16 protein-coding genes are annotated in these 17,580 nt (G+C 47.2%); 9 read left to right on the top strand and 7 right to left on the bottom strand.

Annotated features, from left to right (window positions below):
• The first annotated feature begins 96 nt into the window (after nt 1-96).
• The 7 genes from QGP82_RS01345 (at nt 97) to QGP82_RS01315 (ending at nt 9,670) form a co-directional block, all read left to right on the top strand.
• Nucleotides 97-1,113 carry a helix-turn-helix transcriptional regulator gene (locus QGP82_RS01345; RefSeq protein ID WP_163666362.1) on the top strand — a complete coding sequence of 339 codons (1,017 nt, stop codon included), beginning with the start codon at nt 97-99 and terminating at the stop codon, nt 1,111-1,113.
• A 236-nt stretch (nt 1,114-1,349) separates the two neighbouring features.
• Complete coding sequence (locus tag QGP82_RS01340; RefSeq protein WP_499056739.1) at nt 1,350-3,446, top strand: TonB-dependent receptor; 2,097 nt, start codon at nt 1,350-1,352, stop codon at nt 3,444-3,446.
• A 393-nt stretch (nt 3,447-3,839) separates the two neighbouring features.
• Nucleotides 3,840-5,636, top strand: a complete 1,797-nt coding sequence (locus QGP82_RS01335; RefSeq protein ID WP_499056738.1) for an ABC transporter ATP-binding protein — start codon at nt 3,840-3,842, stop codon at nt 5,634-5,636.
• The gene (locus QGP82_RS01330) at nt 5,603-6,187 is read left to right on the top strand and encodes a protein-S-isoprenylcysteine O-methyltransferase (protein WP_250565034.1); all 585 of its coding nucleotides are present in this window, start codon (nt 5,603-5,605) and stop codon (nt 6,185-6,187) included. Before QGP82_RS01335 ends, QGP82_RS01330 begins: the two co-directional genes overlap by 34 nt.
• Nucleotides 6,188-6,198: 11 nt before the next feature.
• Nucleotides 6,199-7,941, top strand: a complete 1,743-nt coding sequence (locus QGP82_RS01325) for an ABC transporter ATP-binding protein (RefSeq protein WP_499056737.1) — start codon at nt 6,199-6,201, stop codon at nt 7,939-7,941.
• 323 nt (nt 7,942-8,264) lie between these two features.
• A protein-coding gene (locus tag QGP82_RS01320) for an IS1 family transposase (RefSeq protein ID WP_250565035.1) occupies nt 8,265-9,093 on the top strand; the annotation gives its coding sequence in 2 pieces (ribosomal slippage) (nt 8,265-8,608 and nt 8,607-9,093; 831 coding nt in all).
• A 118-nt stretch (nt 9,094-9,211) separates the two neighbouring features.
• Nucleotides 9,212-9,670 (top strand): GlxA family transcriptional regulator, encoded by a 459-nt coding sequence (locus tag QGP82_RS01315; RefSeq protein ID WP_163666370.1) that lies wholly within the window; start codon nt 9,212-9,214, stop codon nt 9,668-9,670.
• A 113-nt stretch (nt 9,671-9,783) separates the two neighbouring features.
• Here the strand turns inward: QGP82_RS01315 and QGP82_RS01310 are convergent, their stop codons facing one another.
• The 6 genes from QGP82_RS01310 to QGP82_RS01285 all read right to left on the bottom strand — a co-directional run bounded on the left by QGP82_RS01310 (nt 9,784) and on the right by QGP82_RS01285 (nt 15,294).
• A complete protein-coding gene (locus tag QGP82_RS01310; RefSeq protein WP_163666372.1) occupies nt 9,784-10,323 on the bottom strand; it encodes a phosphotransferase in 540 nt (179 codons plus the stop codon).
• Nucleotides 10,324-10,356: 33 nt separating this feature from the next.
• Nucleotides 10,357-10,767 carry a protein kinase family protein gene (locus QGP82_RS01305; protein WP_163666374.1) on the bottom strand — a complete coding sequence of 137 codons (411 nt, stop codon included), beginning with the start codon at nt 10,765-10,767 and terminating at the stop codon, nt 10,357-10,359.
• Nucleotides 10,768-10,789: 22 nt separating this feature from the next.
• Nucleotides 10,790-11,353 (bottom strand): GNAT family N-acetyltransferase, encoded by a 564-nt coding sequence (locus QGP82_RS01300; RefSeq protein WP_163666376.1) that lies wholly within the window; start codon nt 11,351-11,353, stop codon nt 10,790-10,792.
• A 402-nt stretch (nt 11,354-11,755) separates the two neighbouring features.
• Nucleotides 11,756-12,511 (bottom strand): class I SAM-dependent methyltransferase, encoded by a 756-nt coding sequence (locus tag QGP82_RS01295; protein WP_163666378.1) that lies wholly within the window; start codon nt 12,509-12,511, stop codon nt 11,756-11,758.
• Between the two features lie 112 nt (nt 12,512-12,623).
• Complete coding sequence (locus QGP82_RS01290) at nt 12,624-13,409, bottom strand: GNAT family N-acetyltransferase (protein ID WP_499056735.1); 786 nt, start codon at nt 13,407-13,409, stop codon at nt 12,624-12,626.
• A 319-nt stretch (nt 13,410-13,728) separates the two neighbouring features.
• Nucleotides 13,729-15,294: an iron uptake porin gene (locus tag QGP82_RS01285; RefSeq protein ID WP_499056734.1), complete on the bottom strand. Its 1,566-nt coding sequence runs from the start codon at nt 15,292-15,294 to the stop codon at nt 13,729-13,731.
• 352 nt (nt 15,295-15,646) lie between these two features.
• Here QGP82_RS01285 and QGP82_RS01280 point away from each other — a divergent pair, with 352 nt between their 5' ends.
• Nucleotides 15,647-16,117, top strand: coding sequence for a hypothetical protein (locus tag QGP82_RS01280; protein ID WP_499056732.1), 471 nt, complete (start codon nt 15,647-15,649; stop codon nt 16,115-16,117).
• Here the strand turns inward: QGP82_RS01280 and QGP82_RS01275 are convergent.
• Nucleotides 16,070-17,458, bottom strand: a complete 1,389-nt coding sequence (locus QGP82_RS01275) for a group II intron reverse transcriptase (RefSeq protein WP_499056731.1) — start codon at nt 17,456-17,458, stop codon at nt 16,070-16,072. The genes QGP82_RS01280 and QGP82_RS01275 overlap by 48 nt on opposite strands.
• Between QGP82_RS01275 and QGP82_RS01270 the strand changes: the two genes are divergently transcribed.
• A partial coding sequence (locus QGP82_RS01270; RefSeq protein WP_499056846.1) for a DUF5372 family protein occupies nt 17,410-17,580 on the top strand: 171 nt, incomplete at its 3' end. The genes QGP82_RS01275 and QGP82_RS01270 overlap by 49 nt on opposite strands.

Here is a 17,580-nt window from a genome sequence, read left to right as displayed (position 1 = left end):
TAATTTCAATAACGTAAAAATATTCATGTATATAATATTCCAGCTATAAGGCGTGATTGCTTCGGTGAGATCGCACCTAGCGAAGCATCAGTTATTATGTCAAGTCAAGTCTTTCTTTCCGATCACGATCTTGAAGAAATGCTGGCGGAGCTGCAGCAAGAGGCTGAGCAGCCAGATATCGGTAAACATTATCAAGCAAACGATAGTGAGATTGTATGGACCCTCAATAAACCCTTTGGTAAATGGTTTAACCATTCATTTCATCTAAGGGATTATCTTACTCTAACCTTAACCGAATGGACCTTCCAAGAGAATTTTAACTTCACAATGAAGAGCCAGACAGAGCCGTTATTTGGCTTCTCATTTTGTATGTCTGGCGGGTTTAGCGTAAAGCCATTTGGTAGAGCTAAAGAATTTGTAGCCCATGCTCGTGATACCCATATTGCCTTTTTTCAAGGCGATATGCAGACTACTTCTGAAGTGGATTCTGGTCAAACAGTTTCCCTCGTTCAAATAGGGGTAAAGCCCGAGCTTATTAATACCCTATCGACAGAAGTATCGGACCCATCGCAATCGGTTTTGCACCAGACCTTTTCCAACTATCAGACTGGAAAGTCGTGGTTAACGATAACGATGACTCCAGCAATGTCCATTGCTCTCCAACAAATTCTTCAGTGTCCCTATCAAGGAATAACAAAACAACTCTATCTGGAAAGTAAAGCGTTGGAGCTGATTACCCTGCAACTACATCAGCTTACTGAAGACCGATCGACCGCATCCACATCGCTTAAGTTGGACGATATCGACCGCATACATCTGGCTCGGGATATCCTGATTCGTAATCTAAACGAGCCACCTTCCCTATTGCTCTTGGCAAAGCAAGCGGGCATCAATAGTTTTAAGCTCAAGCAGGGATTTCGTGAGATTTTTAATACGACCGTATTTGGATACCTACATGCCTATCGGATGGAAGAAGCACGGCGGTTGTTACAGTTGGGCAAGTTGAATGTGACTCAAGTTGCTCAAACTGTTGGCTATGATCATCCAGGCAAATTTGCAGCTGCTTTTAAGAAAAAGTTTGGTATTAGCCCAAAGATGCTTAAGTCTTGCTAGTCAGTAGAGTGACGCGAGGACGAGAGGGTAGAGTGACGCGAAAACGCGGGCAAAGGGAGATGCGGGAATCCCTGATTGATCAAGCTCTCCGTGTCTGCGGGTCTCCCCCTTTCCGTGCCCTAACAATACCGGAAGGGCTTAAAAAAATACCGCTTGGAGCTGTTCTGTAGGCCATTATTGCATAAATTTCTCAACAAGCCCTGGTGTGTGTGAGGAATAGTATAGTGCGAAAATTTATGTTCAACGAACTTAGGGTATTTGGCATAGCTGCGTTTACCCTGTTAGCAACAATGCCTCCGACTATGGCAGAAGAAACGCTGCGCATTATTGTAACGGCCGAAAGAACGCCTGAAGATGTTCAAGATGTGCCCATTAGCATCACGGCTATTACTGAGCAGGAAGTTGAAGATGCGGATATTACATCGTTAGAAGACATTGCTCGCAATACTCCTAACTTTACATTCTTCTCCAGCGGTGATCGCTCCTTTGGGCTTTACAGCATTCGAGGGCTGTCCAATAGCACTGCGATTTCAAATCGAGATCCGGTTGATTTTTATGTGGATGGCGTTCCCTATAATTTTGCGTCTTTTATAGATTTTGATCTACCAGATTTGGAGCGTGTGGAGGTACTGCGGGGTCCCCAGAGTGTTCTATATGGCAGAAACTCCCTAGCGGGGGTGGTCAACTTGATTACCCGCAAACCCACCGATACCTTTGAGTTTAGCGGGGTGGCTAGCTACGGTAACTATAATGACCTGGATTTAAGGGCCAGTGTCAGTGGCCCCATCATTGATGATGAGCTGTTCTTTCGTCTTTCTGGCAACTATGGTTCACGGGACGGCTATCTCCGCAACACATTATTGGATGATGGGGTTAATGAACAATCTGGCGGTAATGGTCGAGGACAGTTGTTATGGACTCCATCAGATAATCTAGAGATTGCATTAAATACTTCATTTAATAACTACCAAGATGGAGCAAATGCCTATGTAATTCTCAATACTGATGATCCATTTGAAACTGAGCAAGATATTGATGGCTTTACCGATCTGGTCTCCAATGACCAGTCGTTACGCGTTGCCTATACCCATCCTGACTTTCGTTTCACCTCCATTACCAACCGTCGCTTTTCTAAAAATGATGTTGAATTTGATGGAGACTATACAGCCGCAGATGCTTTTGTGGTGACCATAGAAGAACTAACCAACACCATATTTAGTCAAGAATTACGGCTTCAGTCTCCTGAAACTGCAGAACGATTTGAGTGGATCCTGGGGGGATATTATGAATCAAATCACACTGACTCAATTAATAATGGTCTGATCAATGGTGATGATATCGCGACGATATTTGGCCCCACATTTCCTCTCCCTCCTGGCAGTATCAATGTAGCCAACGCTGAGGTCAATAGCGACACATTTGCTATTTTTGGTCAGATGAGCTACCGCCCCATTGATGCCCTTACCCTCACCACGGGCCTCCGCTATGAGTCAACTAATAGCACTCTGGAAAGGTTCGATCGATCGATTGCGATTCCTGGTCTGCCAGATATGCCTTTTATCTCTCTAGATGAGATTGAACAAAATGGGGATGAATTATTACCTCGCTTTGCAGTTGAGTATCGTTTCTCTCCGGACCTGATGGCCTACGGCAGTATTACCCGAGGCTATCGCCCTTCGGGTGTCAATTTAGGTCCCGGTGGTGAGGATTCTGCCACCTTTGATGCGGAGCGTTCCTGGAACTATGAAGTGGGTTTGAAATCCTCCTGGCTAGATGATCGTCTAGCGGTTAATCTTGCCCTGTTTCATACTCCGGTGGATGATTTTCAGATACTACAGTTTGATCTAATCGGCAACTCGTTTACTGACAATGCCGATGTGAGCATTACGGGCTTTGAGCTAGAGGCTAGGGCTACCCCTGTACCAGGGTTTGATATTATTGCTGGTCTGGGTTTGACCGATGCTGAATTTACTAACTTTACCAATCCCTTTACGGGAGACGATGCGGAGGGAAATAATCTTCAGTTTTCTCCTGATGTTACCTATAATCTTGCCCTCCAGTATCGCAGTCCCCAGGGACTGTTTGGGCGGTTAGAGCTTCAGGGATTGGGGACTACGTTTTTTGATGATGCCAATACCATAAAGCAAGAGCCCTACGCCATTTTCAATGCTCGTCTGGGATATGAGTTTGACAATACTGGCATCTATCTCTTTGGCAATAATATCTTTGATCAAGAGTATATCAATCAGGCCTTTGCCTTTCCTCCTTTCGGTACGTTGGCATCCTATGGAATGCCAGCAAATTATGGGGTACAGGTGAGGACGCAATTTTGAGTGGTGGTCGAGAATAAGGGGTGAGGGGGAAGCGGAGACAGGAAGATACGGAAAGAGGGGGAGGGTTTAACAAGTAGCGTCTCCGTCAATCATTTCCTTTGGTTGGATATGCTCATCTCGGTAAATTTGCCGCTACCTTTAAGAAAAAGTTTGGCATTAACCCAAAGGCCCTAAAATCAACCTCATTAGAAGATTTAGAAGTCTGAAAATACCAGAGGGGCCTTAAAGAATACTGCTTGGAGCTGTTTTACGAACCATTATTATCTAAATTTTTGAATAAGCCTTGTGTCTAAGGGAGGGATAAAAAATAATTTAGTACGAAAATTCATATCCAATCAAAAGACTAACCGTAACTTTCACCATTCTTTCCGGTAATTTATTACTGGTATTCTTATGAAAAATCGCCCTTTTACTAAACCGCCAACGGGACTCTGGAGCATCGTGGCTCCGGTTAAGGGCAAGATTGCGATCGCAATCATCCTTGCAGCTCTGAGTTCTCTCACCAGTCTTGGAGCTCTGCTTGCTTTTCCGCCCATTGCTGCCAACCTGCTTTCTGATTCCCCCCAGCCTGATTTGATTTGGCGCTGGCTGGCCGTTGCCATAGGACTAGTAATTGTTGCCTTTACCTCGCGCGTTCTGGCATTTAATATTTCTCATATGGCGGCCTTCAAGCTGGAGGTAATTCTGCGCACTGCACTGACAGAACATCTGGCTCGAGTTCCCCTGGGCTATGTGATTACGATGGGTTCAGGAGCAGTGAAGAAACTGGTGCAGGATGATGTTAAGGCGCTACATGCGTTTGTCGCCGATAGTACTCCCCTGATCGGCCAGGCCTATACGATTCCGCTGCTAACCCTGGTGACCTTATTTGTTGCCGACTGGCGTTTGGGGTTAATTACCCTGGGGGTGTTGCCTGTAGGTATGATTTTTATTCGTTTGGCCTTAAAAGACTATGCCCACCAGCGAGATGCCTATAATCGTGCCAATGAGGCCATTAACGGCGTGATCATTGAGTTTGTACAAGGGATGCAGGTGGTACGTACCTTCGATGATGGCAGTAGTTCCTTTGCTCGCTTTCAACAGGCCCTGGATGATTTTACCCGTAATCTGCGGGCTTGGAATCGAAAAACAAGGACTTCTGGTAGCTTAGGCTCACTGTTGTTTGAGCCGTTGCCAACATTACTCATCGTTCTAGCAGCGGGCACAGGATTTATGGCGCAGGGCACGCTAACATTTCCACGACTGTTGGTATTTTTGTTGTTAGCACCGCGACTATGTGGAGGCTTTAAACCTATACTTACCCTGTCTTCTTTTATCAATCAGTCTAATGCCGGGGCCTTACGCATCGGCTCAGTACTGGCGGAACCCATACTTCCCCAGCCGAGCCAGCCGCAACAACCTCAGAATGCTTCGATCGTCCTAGACAATGTTACATTTACTTACTATGGTGATCGCTCTGCCTTACAAAATGTGTCGTTAACCATTCCCACTGGTACTGTCACTGCTTTAGTAGGCCCTTCTGGCGCAGGCAAAACGACCCTGGCTCGGTTAATTCCCCGATTTTGGGATGTGACCACCGGTTCGATGCAAATCGGCGGTGTTGATGTTCGCCAGATAACGTCTGATACGCTGATGTCCTGGGTGTCATTCGTATTTCAAGATACGTTTTTGCTCCATGACACGATCTACAACAATATTAAATTGGGCAAATCTGATGCCACCCAAACTGAGGTAGAAACAGCTACTTGTGCAGCCCAGGCCCATGATTTTATTCTCTCATTGCCCCAGGGATATGACACCGTTGTTGGCGAACGGGGTGCACGACTGTCCGGTGGTCAACGCCAGCGTATCACCATTGCCCGCGCTATCTTGCAAGATACTCCCATTGTTGTGTTAGACGAGGCCACTGCCTTTGCCGATCCTGAAAATGAGGCCTTAATTCAACAGGCCATTGCCGCCCTCACCCAAGGTAAAACCTTAATTGTTGTAGCCCATCGTTTGGCCACTATCATGGGAGCCGATCAAATTGTCGTTCTAGATCGGGGACAATTAGTAGAATTGGGGCAACACGACCAGTTAGTGACTGCTAATGGCCTATACGCCAGACTTTGGTCACACCATCAAACCGCTCAAAATTGGCAAGTAAGAGGTCAATCATGGACACCCTCACTCTCAAAATCATCTTCTTAGTTTGCTTCGTATTAACGGGAATTATCCGCAAACCCTATCAGCGAGAGGTTAAGGATAATAACATCATCGACAATCGTAAAACACCTCTAGAGAATAGCTTGTTAGCATTTGTTCTTGTGGGGATGTTTGTTTTACCTCTGATTTATATAGTTACGCCATTGTTTGATTTTGCTAATTATTCGCTACCGATTTGGGCAAATAGTTTAGGGATTGTGATGTTTGCGATCTCACTCTACCTATTTTGGCGTTCTCACCATGATCTCGGCAAAAACTGGTCACCTACATTACAAGTCCGAGAAGACCATAGCTTGATTACCAATGGTATTTATCAAAGCATTCGCCATCCGATGTATACATCTATTTGGCTATGGGCGATTGCTCAAGCGTTGTTATTAACCAATTGGATTGCTGGTCTCTCAGGCATCATTGCTTTTGGTACGCTGTACATTCTCAGAATAGGCAATGAGGAGGCAATGATGCTAGAACAATTTGGTGAGCAATATCGAGAATATCGACAGAGGACGAAGCGGTTAGTACCGTTTCTTTTTTAACTGCCAAAAACATGTTCAAAACCTACTCCCATATGATGACCGTTGCCGGTCCTTACAGACCGCAACTACAAAAGACTCTCTGTTTATCTGCCATTGCATCTGTCATTCAAGGTATTATTTTCGCCTTGTTCTTTCCGTTGCTCTCAGCATTGATAGCCCAACCTATCAATACTCAGCGTGTATGGACGCTACTGGTGATTTTGGGGCTACTTATCCTTATTGAGGGATACATTCGGTGGCAAGAGCTGCATTTTGGTTGGATTACCTCTAGTGAGGTGGCTCATGACACTCGTTTGCGCTTGGCAGAACAGCTACGGCAGATGCCTTTGCAGGAACTAAATCGGCGGCGAGCAGGGGATCTCAATGTGGTGATGAGTGGCAATGTCAGCGAATGTGTAATCTGGATCGGTAGTCTAAGTACCCTGGTGATTCAGACCCTGGTGACGCCGTTGGTAGTGGTGGTGGTGACGCTGTTTGTGGACTGGCGGCTGGCACTGACATTATTGGTGAGTTTTCCTCTGGCAATACCTATTTATCGCTACATGCGAACTCTGAGAAAGAGAAGTTTAAAGGCTGTTTCAGCGGCGAATGCAGATACCGCTTCCCGGGTAGTGGAATATGCTCAGGGGTTGCCAGTACTCCGGGCGACAAAACAGGTGGGAGTGAGATCACAACATTTACAAACGGCCCTTAAGCGTCAGCGACAGGTACAGGCACAGGGACAACGGTTGGCTAATTTACCCTCAATGGCCATTGCAACGTTGGTGGAAGTGGGGCTGATGCTTGTTATTGGTTTGGGTGCTCTGTTTATTTTGCAAGGCAGTCTGTCTGTAGCAGCTTTGTTTGCCCTGGTGGTAATTACCATGAGATTTAGCGAACCCCTATCGCTGCTCATCGTCTTTGCGGGTGTGTTTGACCTGATGGAAATTGCCCTGGAGCGAATTGAGACGGTGATGGCGATTCCGTCTTTGCCGGTGCAGGAGCCTCTAGCCCAGCTGGCTTGTTTTGATATTGAATTTGATCAGGTATATTTTCGCTATGCTGAGCACACTGAATGGACTCTGCGAGATGTGTCGTTTCAACTGCCGATGCGATCGCTAACGGCTTTGGTGGGTCCCTCTGGCAGTGGTAAAACTACAATTACGCGCCTGATTAGTCGTTTTGCCGATGTTCAAAATGGCTCTATTCGCATTGGCGGTGTTGATGTACAACAGGTACAACCGGCTGAGTTAATGCGGTGTATCTCGGTGGTGTTCCAGGATGTGTATTTGTTTGACGATACGATTCTTAACAACATTCGTATGGCTAAACCAAATGCCACCAATGCTGAGGTAGAGGCAGCGGCCCGTGCGGCTAACTGTCATGCGTTTATTACTCGATTAGCCCATGGGTATGAAACTCGCATTGGTGAAATTGGCGGTGCCCTATCAGGGGGCGAACGTCAGCGTATCTCTATTGCCCGCGCGATTCTTAAGGATGCGCCCATTGTTGTGTTGGATGAGCCTACCTCAGCATTGGATACGGAAAGTGAAGTGGCGGTTCAGACTGCCATCAATCGACTAGTGGAGAATAAAACAGTCATTGTGATTGCCCACCGACTTTCAACGGTGGTTGGGGCAGATTTAATTCTTGTTTTGGCAGATGGCCAGGTGGTTGAACAAGGTACCCATCGGGAATTGTTAGAGCAGCAGGAGCGATATGCAACGATGTGGACTGTGCAGCAGCAATCCCTGGGGTGGCGAATTATGGCTTGAGGTAGGTATGGGAGGTGAACTCTACAAGAATACCTATCTAGCGAATGTTTGAATAACTCTTAAGAAACACACTTGTCAGTCATGGGCTTAGGTTAAGCATAGGCCTGCGACTTTCATCACATCGGGGTTCTCTCTAAAATGAGGATTGTACACTATCACCTAGAGAAACCGCCGCGATTGGGCAGCTGCACAGCATTAAATCCCGGATATACCGCATTCTACAGCTGGGGTACTTTAAAGTTCGTCATCTCTTTTTTTGTTTGGTCGTGAACCAAAGAAGTGTGGGAAACGTCCTGTAAAGGGATGCTATCTACCCGAAACCAATGGATTGCCCCTATTGCGACTATCCGAAGACTCACAAACACGGTAAAACCAGCAAAGGAACTCAACGCTACAAATGCGCCCACTGTACGCGTACCTTCGTCGAAACCTTTGATACTTTCTACTATTGGCGTCAGGTCAGTGCCGATGAAGTGGAGAGCATCCTTCAATCGCAAGCAGAAGGGAGCAGTTTACGGGGCATTAGTCGAATCAATAAACGCGCCTACAATACCGTCGTGAGTATCGTCCATGCGGCGGCTTACCGAGCTCAGTTGGTTCATAACGAAGAAGTTAAGGAGATTGAGACAGAGCAAGTGATTGCCGATGAGATGTGGTCATTTGTAAAAAAAACAGAAACGATGCGGGCCTGAGGATATCAATCTGGGAGACTGCTGGATAGGGGTAAGTTTAGCCAAGCAAAGTGGACTCATCCTGACTGCCCGAGTGGGCAAGCACACGGATGCAGTCTTAGAAGAACTCATCACCTGCACCGAAGGCAAAACAGATTGTAAGGTCTGGTATACCAATGATTGCGCTGGCTATGGGCGAGTATTGCCGCCTGAGGTAGTCCATGTGGTTGGCAAAGAGAACACCCAAAGGTTAGAACGAACCAATGGTATCATTCGGCAACAGACCGGTCGTTGGCATCGACGACAGAATAAGTTTGCGAAAGTCTGGCAGACGACCGAGAGTATTACTCGACTGGTCGTGACCTATTTCAACTGGATATGGCAGCACAATCGCACAGGTGATACGGCTGCTCAGAGAGCAGAGATAACCACGAAACCTTGGTCCTGGAATGACATTGCTGCCCATCCCACTTTTTTCTGAGGCACGACCCGCTAACGCACTCATGCGAGGCACGACCTCAATCGACACACTCCTTTACTTTAGAGACTTTCGTCCTATTATGTCTAGAATGAAATAGCCCTGCACTGCTGGTATTGATATGGCGCTTGCCATTGTTGAGCAAAATTATGACCACAGTGTAGCAACTCAAGTAGCACAAGATTTAGTTGTGTTTTTACATCGACCGGGTGGGCAGTCACAGTTTAGCGTGGCATCTAGACGCCAAGATATTCGAGATGCCTCCATACGTGAACTGCAACTATGGATGGTCGAGCACCCTGAGGCAGACCTTTCGGTGGCAGCTTTAGCACGTCATGTTCGTATGAGCGAAAGAAATTTTTCGCGTGTGTTTATGGCTGAAGTAGGAACCAGCCCTGGAAAATATGTGCAACAGCTTCGGGTTGAAATCGCCCGTCAGTATTTAGAGCAAACCAAGAGGTCGATAGATGAGATCGCACACGCTTGCGGCTTTGGTAACGAGCTATCGATGCGACGCAGCTTTCAGAAAGTGTTAGGAATTAATCCAAGTGACTACCGTGCACGCTTTACCTCAAGTTAAGCCTTTGGTTCACAGCTTTGTGATTGAAGATTAGAATTCCAATAACACTATTTGCAGCTTTTCGACTCCCTTCAAACCTGCATTCCTTTCTAAACATGCCAGGGTTAACTGCTTCACTTTAAGAACAAAAAGGTCTCGCCATTAAAATATGAATGAAAATGGTTCTTGACAACATAAGGTACAGCATGAGAAAGCCATTCGTGCTCCTGTGGGTTGGCACTGGGAAAAGCATAGTTTTCTACTGTTGAACTTACAACAAATGCTTCAACAATGCTTTGATAATTTGTTGGTAATGACTTAAAATTTGTGTAACCTTCGAAGAAATGCAAACAAAATGATGCTTCAATATCTCCTAGCGTTGACGCGATATCGTAGAGGTAAAAACCAAAACCACAGAGTGAAAAGTCTATTGGACGAACGTCTTCATCGTAGAAGACGTAATTACCTTGGTGTAAGTCAGCATGAATTATTCCCCATGTATCGCTTGTCTGCTGCAGGCTAGGCATAAGTTCTTGAACTTGTATCGCAGCCCTTTGGAAGACTTGATAATCGTCTGATGAAATTGTTCCGTTCTGCACTAGCACACCAAGTTGAGATGTTGCGGACTTTAGCTTCTCCGCATTGTGAGTAGGACGAGAAAATCCAGATGGCAATGACCAAATGCTTGAATGTTGGTGCAGTTGTGCCTACAGCGCATCCAACTGCCAAATTTGCTGTGCTGTAGGCTCACTACCGAGATGTTCACCGTCTACCCACTGCAATAACGAACAAGGTATTGACACACCTTGTTGTGTTCCGACAATGTTAGTTACCCAGTCACCCAAACGGTTTTGTACTGGTTGGGGCACTGTTAACTCGGTATCCTGTGCGATCGCATTCAGCCATAATAGTTCAGACTCAATGATTGATGGCTTTTTCCAAGACTCATACAAACTCTTTCCGGCAGCCTCAACACCAATATGAAGCCGAAGCAAATACGTCTCTTTTGCTGGTGTTTCAACCCGAAACGTAGTGTTTTGACTTTGTTCTAAAAACGATAATTGAACTTTGGGTAGGTCGTAATAGGTCAGGGCCGCTTGAGCAATTTCATAATTCATAACCAAGGTGTACTCCGTCAAGTTATACGGTTACGAACGTTTGCCTTGTCAACATAAACGGCTCTAAATCGTGGTGCTTCCCTTTCCAGAAACCACGCGCCTTAAATACTCCTCTGCTCTCAAAATCTAATTTCTCTAACAGCTTTCTAGATGCCAGATTTTCTAGCATGATTTCAGCCGCAACGAACTGCACTTTTTTAACCTCAAACCCATAGGACAGAATGGCACGTAATGCTTCACCCATAATGCCTTGTCGCCAAAATGGACTGGCCAGTTCATAGCCAAGTTCAGCAGCATTCGCTTCTCTATCCCAACTAAACCCACAAGAACCAATCAGGCGATTATCTTGTTTAAGAGCGATACCCCAACGTATCCCACGTCCACTTTCAAATCCTTTTGCCCGTCGCTCAATCACCCTCATTGCTTCATCGAGATGAGTAAATGTATCAAGATCATGAAATTGAGTCACTTTTGGGTTAGAAAATACTGAAAATATAGCTTCAGCATCTTTCTGGGTAGCTTGTCGCAGCTTTAGCTGCTTTGTCTCAAGGTAGGGAAATGGAACCGTTTCAAAATCCTGGCTCATCAGAATTATGACCTCATTTTTCGCCGTTGCTGATTTAAGGGATGCATCGATCTGTTAGAAATGTTATACACCAGAATTTTGTAGATGTAATCATCCCGAGGATCAGCAACGCCCATTTTTTTGATACGCATCTCCATTATGGAGATGTAGTGCGATTGTTACAGTGAGATCGCACTGTTGAAAAGCTTTTCATAATGCATATTGCATAATCACTTCTCCATCCTCATCCATCTCACCTGTGGGTGTGAAGCCCATCTTTTTATAAAACCCTTCGGGGCTTCCTTCACCAGGAACACAGCTTGTCAATAAGACCTTTGCTTGTAGACGTGTTTTTACGTATTCAATTACCAACTCTGAAGCACGTTTGCCAAACCCACGAATTTGAAAACGTGTATCGCACAGTTATCCCGCGATCGCGTTTGCCGAGAGTTTGAAAGCTAAATAAACCATGCCGCGAATTGCAGTTCTGTGGATGAGTGAGAATCCATGCGATTCAGCGGTTGCGATCACGCTATCAGGACGCAAGCGTAGTTTTGGATAGGCGCTGACGGACGTTTGCCATGACGAATCAATAAGTGAGTGAACAATATCATGGACAATAACACTATCAGGACGATACTCAAGAAAGCATGTGTGAATTCGATGGTTGTCAGCTCGAACAGGAATAAACCGGTCTGTGCCAGTTAATTCATGGGTTGAGTAATCACGAAATGAGAAAATCAGTAATCCATCTGGCACCAGCTTGAGAGCGACATCACGAATCAATACATTAACGGTATCGATAGAGGGAAGATGTGGCAGAGTGTCCCCCATGCAGACAACGAGGGACACCCTTTCGGTTTCAAGGTGGTCGGTGAACCTAGTGAGATCGGCAGCGATAGTCTTAATTGGTAAATCATTGACTACTGCTTTAAGCTCACTCAGTAATTGGGCCGACGTGTCGAACGCAAAAACATGGTATCCACGGCGAGCAAGGGGGACGGCATGGACACCATGGCCGCAGCCGAGATCAGCCACAATTTGTCCATCACCATCGGCGAGGCCAAGGTCGGCGTAGAAGTTATCGGCTTGCTTGCACGCAGCTTCAAAGTCGCCGACCATCCATGAGTATATTGGGGCAAGGTGGTTGGCATAATGGTCAGCAACAGATGTAGTCATGGAATTTGGCAGAGTAACGGTCGTGTTCAACAGATGCAGACACGTTCGAATTTAACAAAGTAGGCCGGTACGTTCCACATAGGAAAACTCAAGGTTTTGAGTCAGATTTAGCTTATGCGGCAGCTAGATAACATTTGAACTGATCATTCATGGTTCGATATCCAATCCGCTGATAAACCGGTTCCCCCATTGGGCTGGCCTGAAGTACAGCCCATTTTGCCCCTGCTGAAAAACCAGCGTTGCTAGCCAATCGGCAGCAGGCCTCTGCCAGGCCATGTCCTCGGGCAGAGGGTTTAGTACCCACCCAATAAACCCCCGCGATTTGTGGGGTTAGCAGGAGCATCGCAGTCGAGACGGGCTCCCCATCCAAATACGCCACATACACCCTCAAATTTGGAGACAGCAGTCGGGCCGGAACCCCAAAAATGGCTTCGGTCTCCGTTCTGGGAAAGTCTAATGATTCAAACGCGTCGGCATTGATCTGTTGGGCATCGAGAATGCCTTGCTCATCCGTAACTCGTTTGATTTCCACGTCGGGTGGAAGCTGGGGTTCGGCAACTTGGTGATCTAACACCATCCAGGGGACAGCGACAACCGGCTCCATACCAGCATCCGCCGCTGCTGCCTCAAGATCGCGGTCGGCTTGCCCACGGCTCACAATCGAAAAACCGCGCCCAAGTGCGTTGAAGAATCGTTTCGCTTCGTCTATGACCGTTGAAGCGGCAATCTGAGAATCAAACCGGACAACATAGTTCATGAGTAGGGGGAAGGATGTTGTCCCGGCTACCAGCAGTACCCCATTTTTTTCAACCAGCTGACTTGAATGCTGCCAACGCCCAAACTCCCGATAGGCTTCAACAAGGTTGGCATCAATGAGGGCACGCGTTTCTGAAGTCAAGATCTTACTTGTTATACCCATTGTTTCTTCTGGAAATAGTTGTCTCTAATGGCGGGAACTCTGGTTGTGGTTATTTAGGGGTAACTGACAACAAGTTTTGAAACGGTAATTACTCAGCAAAGACAGCGCATTTAGCCTATTGTTTATACCCGCTGGCTTTTACCTTAACTGTTCTTTAGTGGGGCATCCATGTATGTTTCTCATTGTCTGTATGGGCGAAATCGATAGACTCAGCAGCAGCGTCAGCGTGCCCAGGGCCCAGAGAATTGACCGCAATCGGGTCGGTGCTTTAGAGACATCAAATGAGAGCATAGGCTGACTAAAACTCAAATACGGTACGCAGACTCCCTAACCAAATGGTGTCATTGGCACGATTATTTTCAGGATTCACCAAGACAACAAACCCTGGAATTAAAGCAACATTTTGATTAACGCGATAGCGATAAAACGCCTCAACTTGCCAGGTGGCATCTGCTTCATCAGGGCCGCTGTCATTGCTTAACACTCGAGGCGGTTGCCCCACCAATAGTCCACCAAAATGGCCTTTTCCACCCAGATTGCGCAGCCCCAGGGTTAACGCCCAGTTGAGCAGTGTGGCATCATCTCCGTCCCGCACCGTTCCCCGGTCCGATTCGGCGCTAGCCAAACTTAACCCGGCCCAGCCAGAGAGCGTCGCATTGTCCCCCAGTTTTACGCTAGACTGCAGCCCAAAGTGATTGGCGGATGTCGCCACACTATTACCAAACGGCGCATTGGCCAGGCGACTACCCGTGCCCGCTGTCACCGCCACGGCTCCCCCTGGATAATAGGAACGGGCATAGGTCACACCCAGTTTAACGGTATCAGTCGGTCGAAAATCTAGCTGGCCCAGTGCCGTATAGCCACCGCTAAACAGCCCTATCTCCGAGTTAGCCGCACTTTTGCCAGGGACTAAATATCCGGCTGAGAGAGTGAGATCAGAACTGATGTCATAGACTCCAGTAATCCCCGTCCCCAGCGCTCCCTGATAGTAAATCGGATTAAAGCGCCCAAAGCGGGAGACGGCCCCATTAATGGGATTGGCAAAGCCTGGATTAAAGGTGCTGGAGACATTCGCCTGATAGGCTCCCCGAGTAGCATCAATGTGGAGACCGATGCGATCGCTAACCGGAAAGCGATAAAACAGCTTACCAATATCCACGTCATTATTGGTATCACGGTCAAATGCCAGCCGGGTCATATTTGTGCCAGTGATGGGAGCATTGAGGCGAACCGGATTCAAGGCATCCAGACGCACTTTAAGTAAGTCCTGCCCGGTAAAGCTGGTATTAAAATTTAACCTGGCCCGACTACCAAAGACCAGTTCATCGGGCAGGTCATTGTCGCTGCCAGGCTGCTTGTTCCCAGCGAGTTGTTCTAGGGAAAACACCACCTCGCTACGTAGACGGGTGGTGGTAGAAAACTGATTAGCCTCTAGAGCGGCGGTATCGGCTGCCAGTGACTCCAGGCGGCTTCCTAACGTGTTTAGATCTCGGTTAAACGAAGTCTGTAGCCGCTGGATAGTGGCCATATCGGTTTCAGAGATCCCCCCTTCTGCCATTGACGTAGTAACCTCCGACAGACAGGCCTCTAAAAGAGCGGCAAACTCATAGCGTGTCAGGGGGCGATCGCCTCTAAACGTGTCATCGGGATAGCCGACTACACAGCCATACTGCTCCATCAGTCGCTGTAATGCACTATAGGCCCAATCGGACGGCAATACATCAGATAGTTCATCCACTGAAATACTCAACGCCGCTGAAGTTTCTTCATTCTGTACCCCAGTGACTGTTGTTGCCCAAGCATCCTGAGCACCCATGCTAATAACGGTAATTGCCCCGACTCCTAACTGTTTCCACATCTCCATACAGTTCTATCAACCAGTGAATAATCAATGAGGATGACTTTTGTCAGGACACCATAACTGCGCCCCACCGCTGAAAGAATGCCGTCATCCTTAGATTCTGCTCACTGTAAGCACTGGAGATAGGTATTTCTCTCAAGTAGAGATTTAATTTAGATTTATGTAGCAATTATTTATTGTATGACAGGTTGTCTTTTGACATTTCTCTTTTTAGAAGTCAGTTAGATAGCTCGTGAGATAGTTCGCATAGCTAACTGTAGCGACCGATGCCTGTCTAAGTGTTAAATAGTAAACAGAGAAAAAGGTTGAGAAGGGATACGGTACGCTAAAGCCAGTCAGGAATAGAGAGGTTGCCGTGCTAACCGAAATCGTTCAAAGGTTTGCCCAAGAAAGCCCTATCAGCGTGATGATGCGAGGGGTGATGGAGTTGTTTTTCCGTCCTGAGCGGTTAGATGACATCTTTGAGCGTCATGCCAAAGTTCAGTATCAGCGCGAACTGCTTTTCTCGAGTGTCGTGAACTTGTTGAGTTTAGTGGTGTGTGGGATTCATCCGTCGATGAATGCGGACTACCGAAAAAAGGCCGAAGAGATGAACGTGACCCGCAATGCAGTGTACGAGAAACTCAATGGCATTGAACCGCAGGTAAGTCGGGCGGTGCTCAAGGAAACGGCTGCTGAGTTGTCTACCTTGATGGATACGATGGGGGGTAAACGTGAGCCCCTCTTAGCGGGAGCAGCGTGTCGGGTAAGAGGGCACACGTCGCCGTGTCCCCCTCCCCTAAGAACGGCTCGTGACAGTCATCCCATCAAGCCGCTCAAGCCTTAGGCCATTCAAAACCACATCCTCATTGTTGTGTAAGTATTGATGGCATGTATGATGAAGGTGAACCAGATTCTCTTCACTTTCTCTGCCACCCTGTTTTACAGGCAACCGATGATGGGTGTGTAGGGCTTCTCCATTAAACAAGGCTTCATGACAGACTGGACATCGCCAGTTCTGGCTCTGAGCTACTTTGAAGTATTTAGAGCCTTTATCCCAATAGGTTTTCCCATATCGGGTATGGCGATGACGCCAGTAGTCTTGAAGGGCTGGATCATCCGGTGAGGCTGTTCCTTTAACCTTGACATGGCGTTGAATCGGAATATCTGCCAGACGTATTAGCCTCAGCAGTTTTCGATTATCCGCTCGGTCAGTGACGTTAGTGACAAATGTCCACGCACGTCCCTTAAAGGTTCGGTAGTACTTCCTGATAATCCATCCCTTCGACTTGTTCGGATGACGCCGACAGCACCATTTCCAGAGTGCTCTCCAGAGCTGATGGTCCACGTAACCAAACACATCTTTACTGACGCCATGTTTGTAGTAATTGCCCCAACCTCGCAGAATGGGATTCAGGTAATGAATCACCGTCGCTGGAGAGACCGAGGCGTTTTGCTTCAACCAACTCCGTAGCCGCGCCAGGAAGGCCAACACCTTTTCCTTTTGCGGTCGGCAGAGACATTTCCTGTTGTAGTGCCGAAGCGAGAAACCCAAGAACGGAAAACCCTGTTGGATGTTCACGATTTGGGTCTTTTCAATATTCAGCGCTAATCCGCGTGGTTTAAGCCACGTCTGTAAGATAGGGACGATAGCTTCGATGTCTGCTTTTATTTTCGCCGTTACCAGAAAGTCATCCGCGTAACGACAGTAGCCATAAGTTGGCGATGTGCGTTTGCGTGGAGCCTGTGATTTTGCTTTTGAAGAAGGCTGGTAGGTTCGAGTTGTTGTGAATGACAGCAACAAGTCCTGCATCCCATTCAAAGCAATGTTCAACAGTAACGGCGACAGCGGGCCACCCTGGGGTGTACCTTCAGAGGTGGCATAAAACATCTCAGCCTCTACATAACCTGCTTTGAGCCACTGCTTAATCAGCTCTCGACCTGGCACGGGGCCGATGGTGTCGAGGATAAAGCGGTGATCTACTTTGTCGAATGCACTCTTTAGATCCGCATCAAGTATCCAGGTATCACCGCCACCTTTAAGTCGTAGAAAGCACTGCTCAATGGCATCGTGACAACTACGACCAGGGCGAAAGCCATAACTGTGGGACTCGAAACGAGCCTCCCAGTGGGGCTCAAGTGCATGCTTCACTATCGTCTGGGCAACTCGGTTTTCGAGAGCCGGCACGATTAGATCGAACTGCACATCATCTCAACCTGGATTTGGGATGTGTCACCATTACCCATCCATTTCATCCCTACTCGGGTCAAACCTTTGAAGTTCTGAAAACTCGTAGGGTCTCAAACCAA

The sequence above is a fragment of the Leptothoe sp. LEGE 181152 genome, from assembly GCF_032906605.1.
GTDB lineage: Bacteria > Cyanobacteriota > Cyanobacteriia > Phormidesmidales > Phormidesmidaceae > Leptothoe > Leptothoe turfae.
This window is presented reverse-complemented; position numbering and strand designations above follow the sequence as displayed.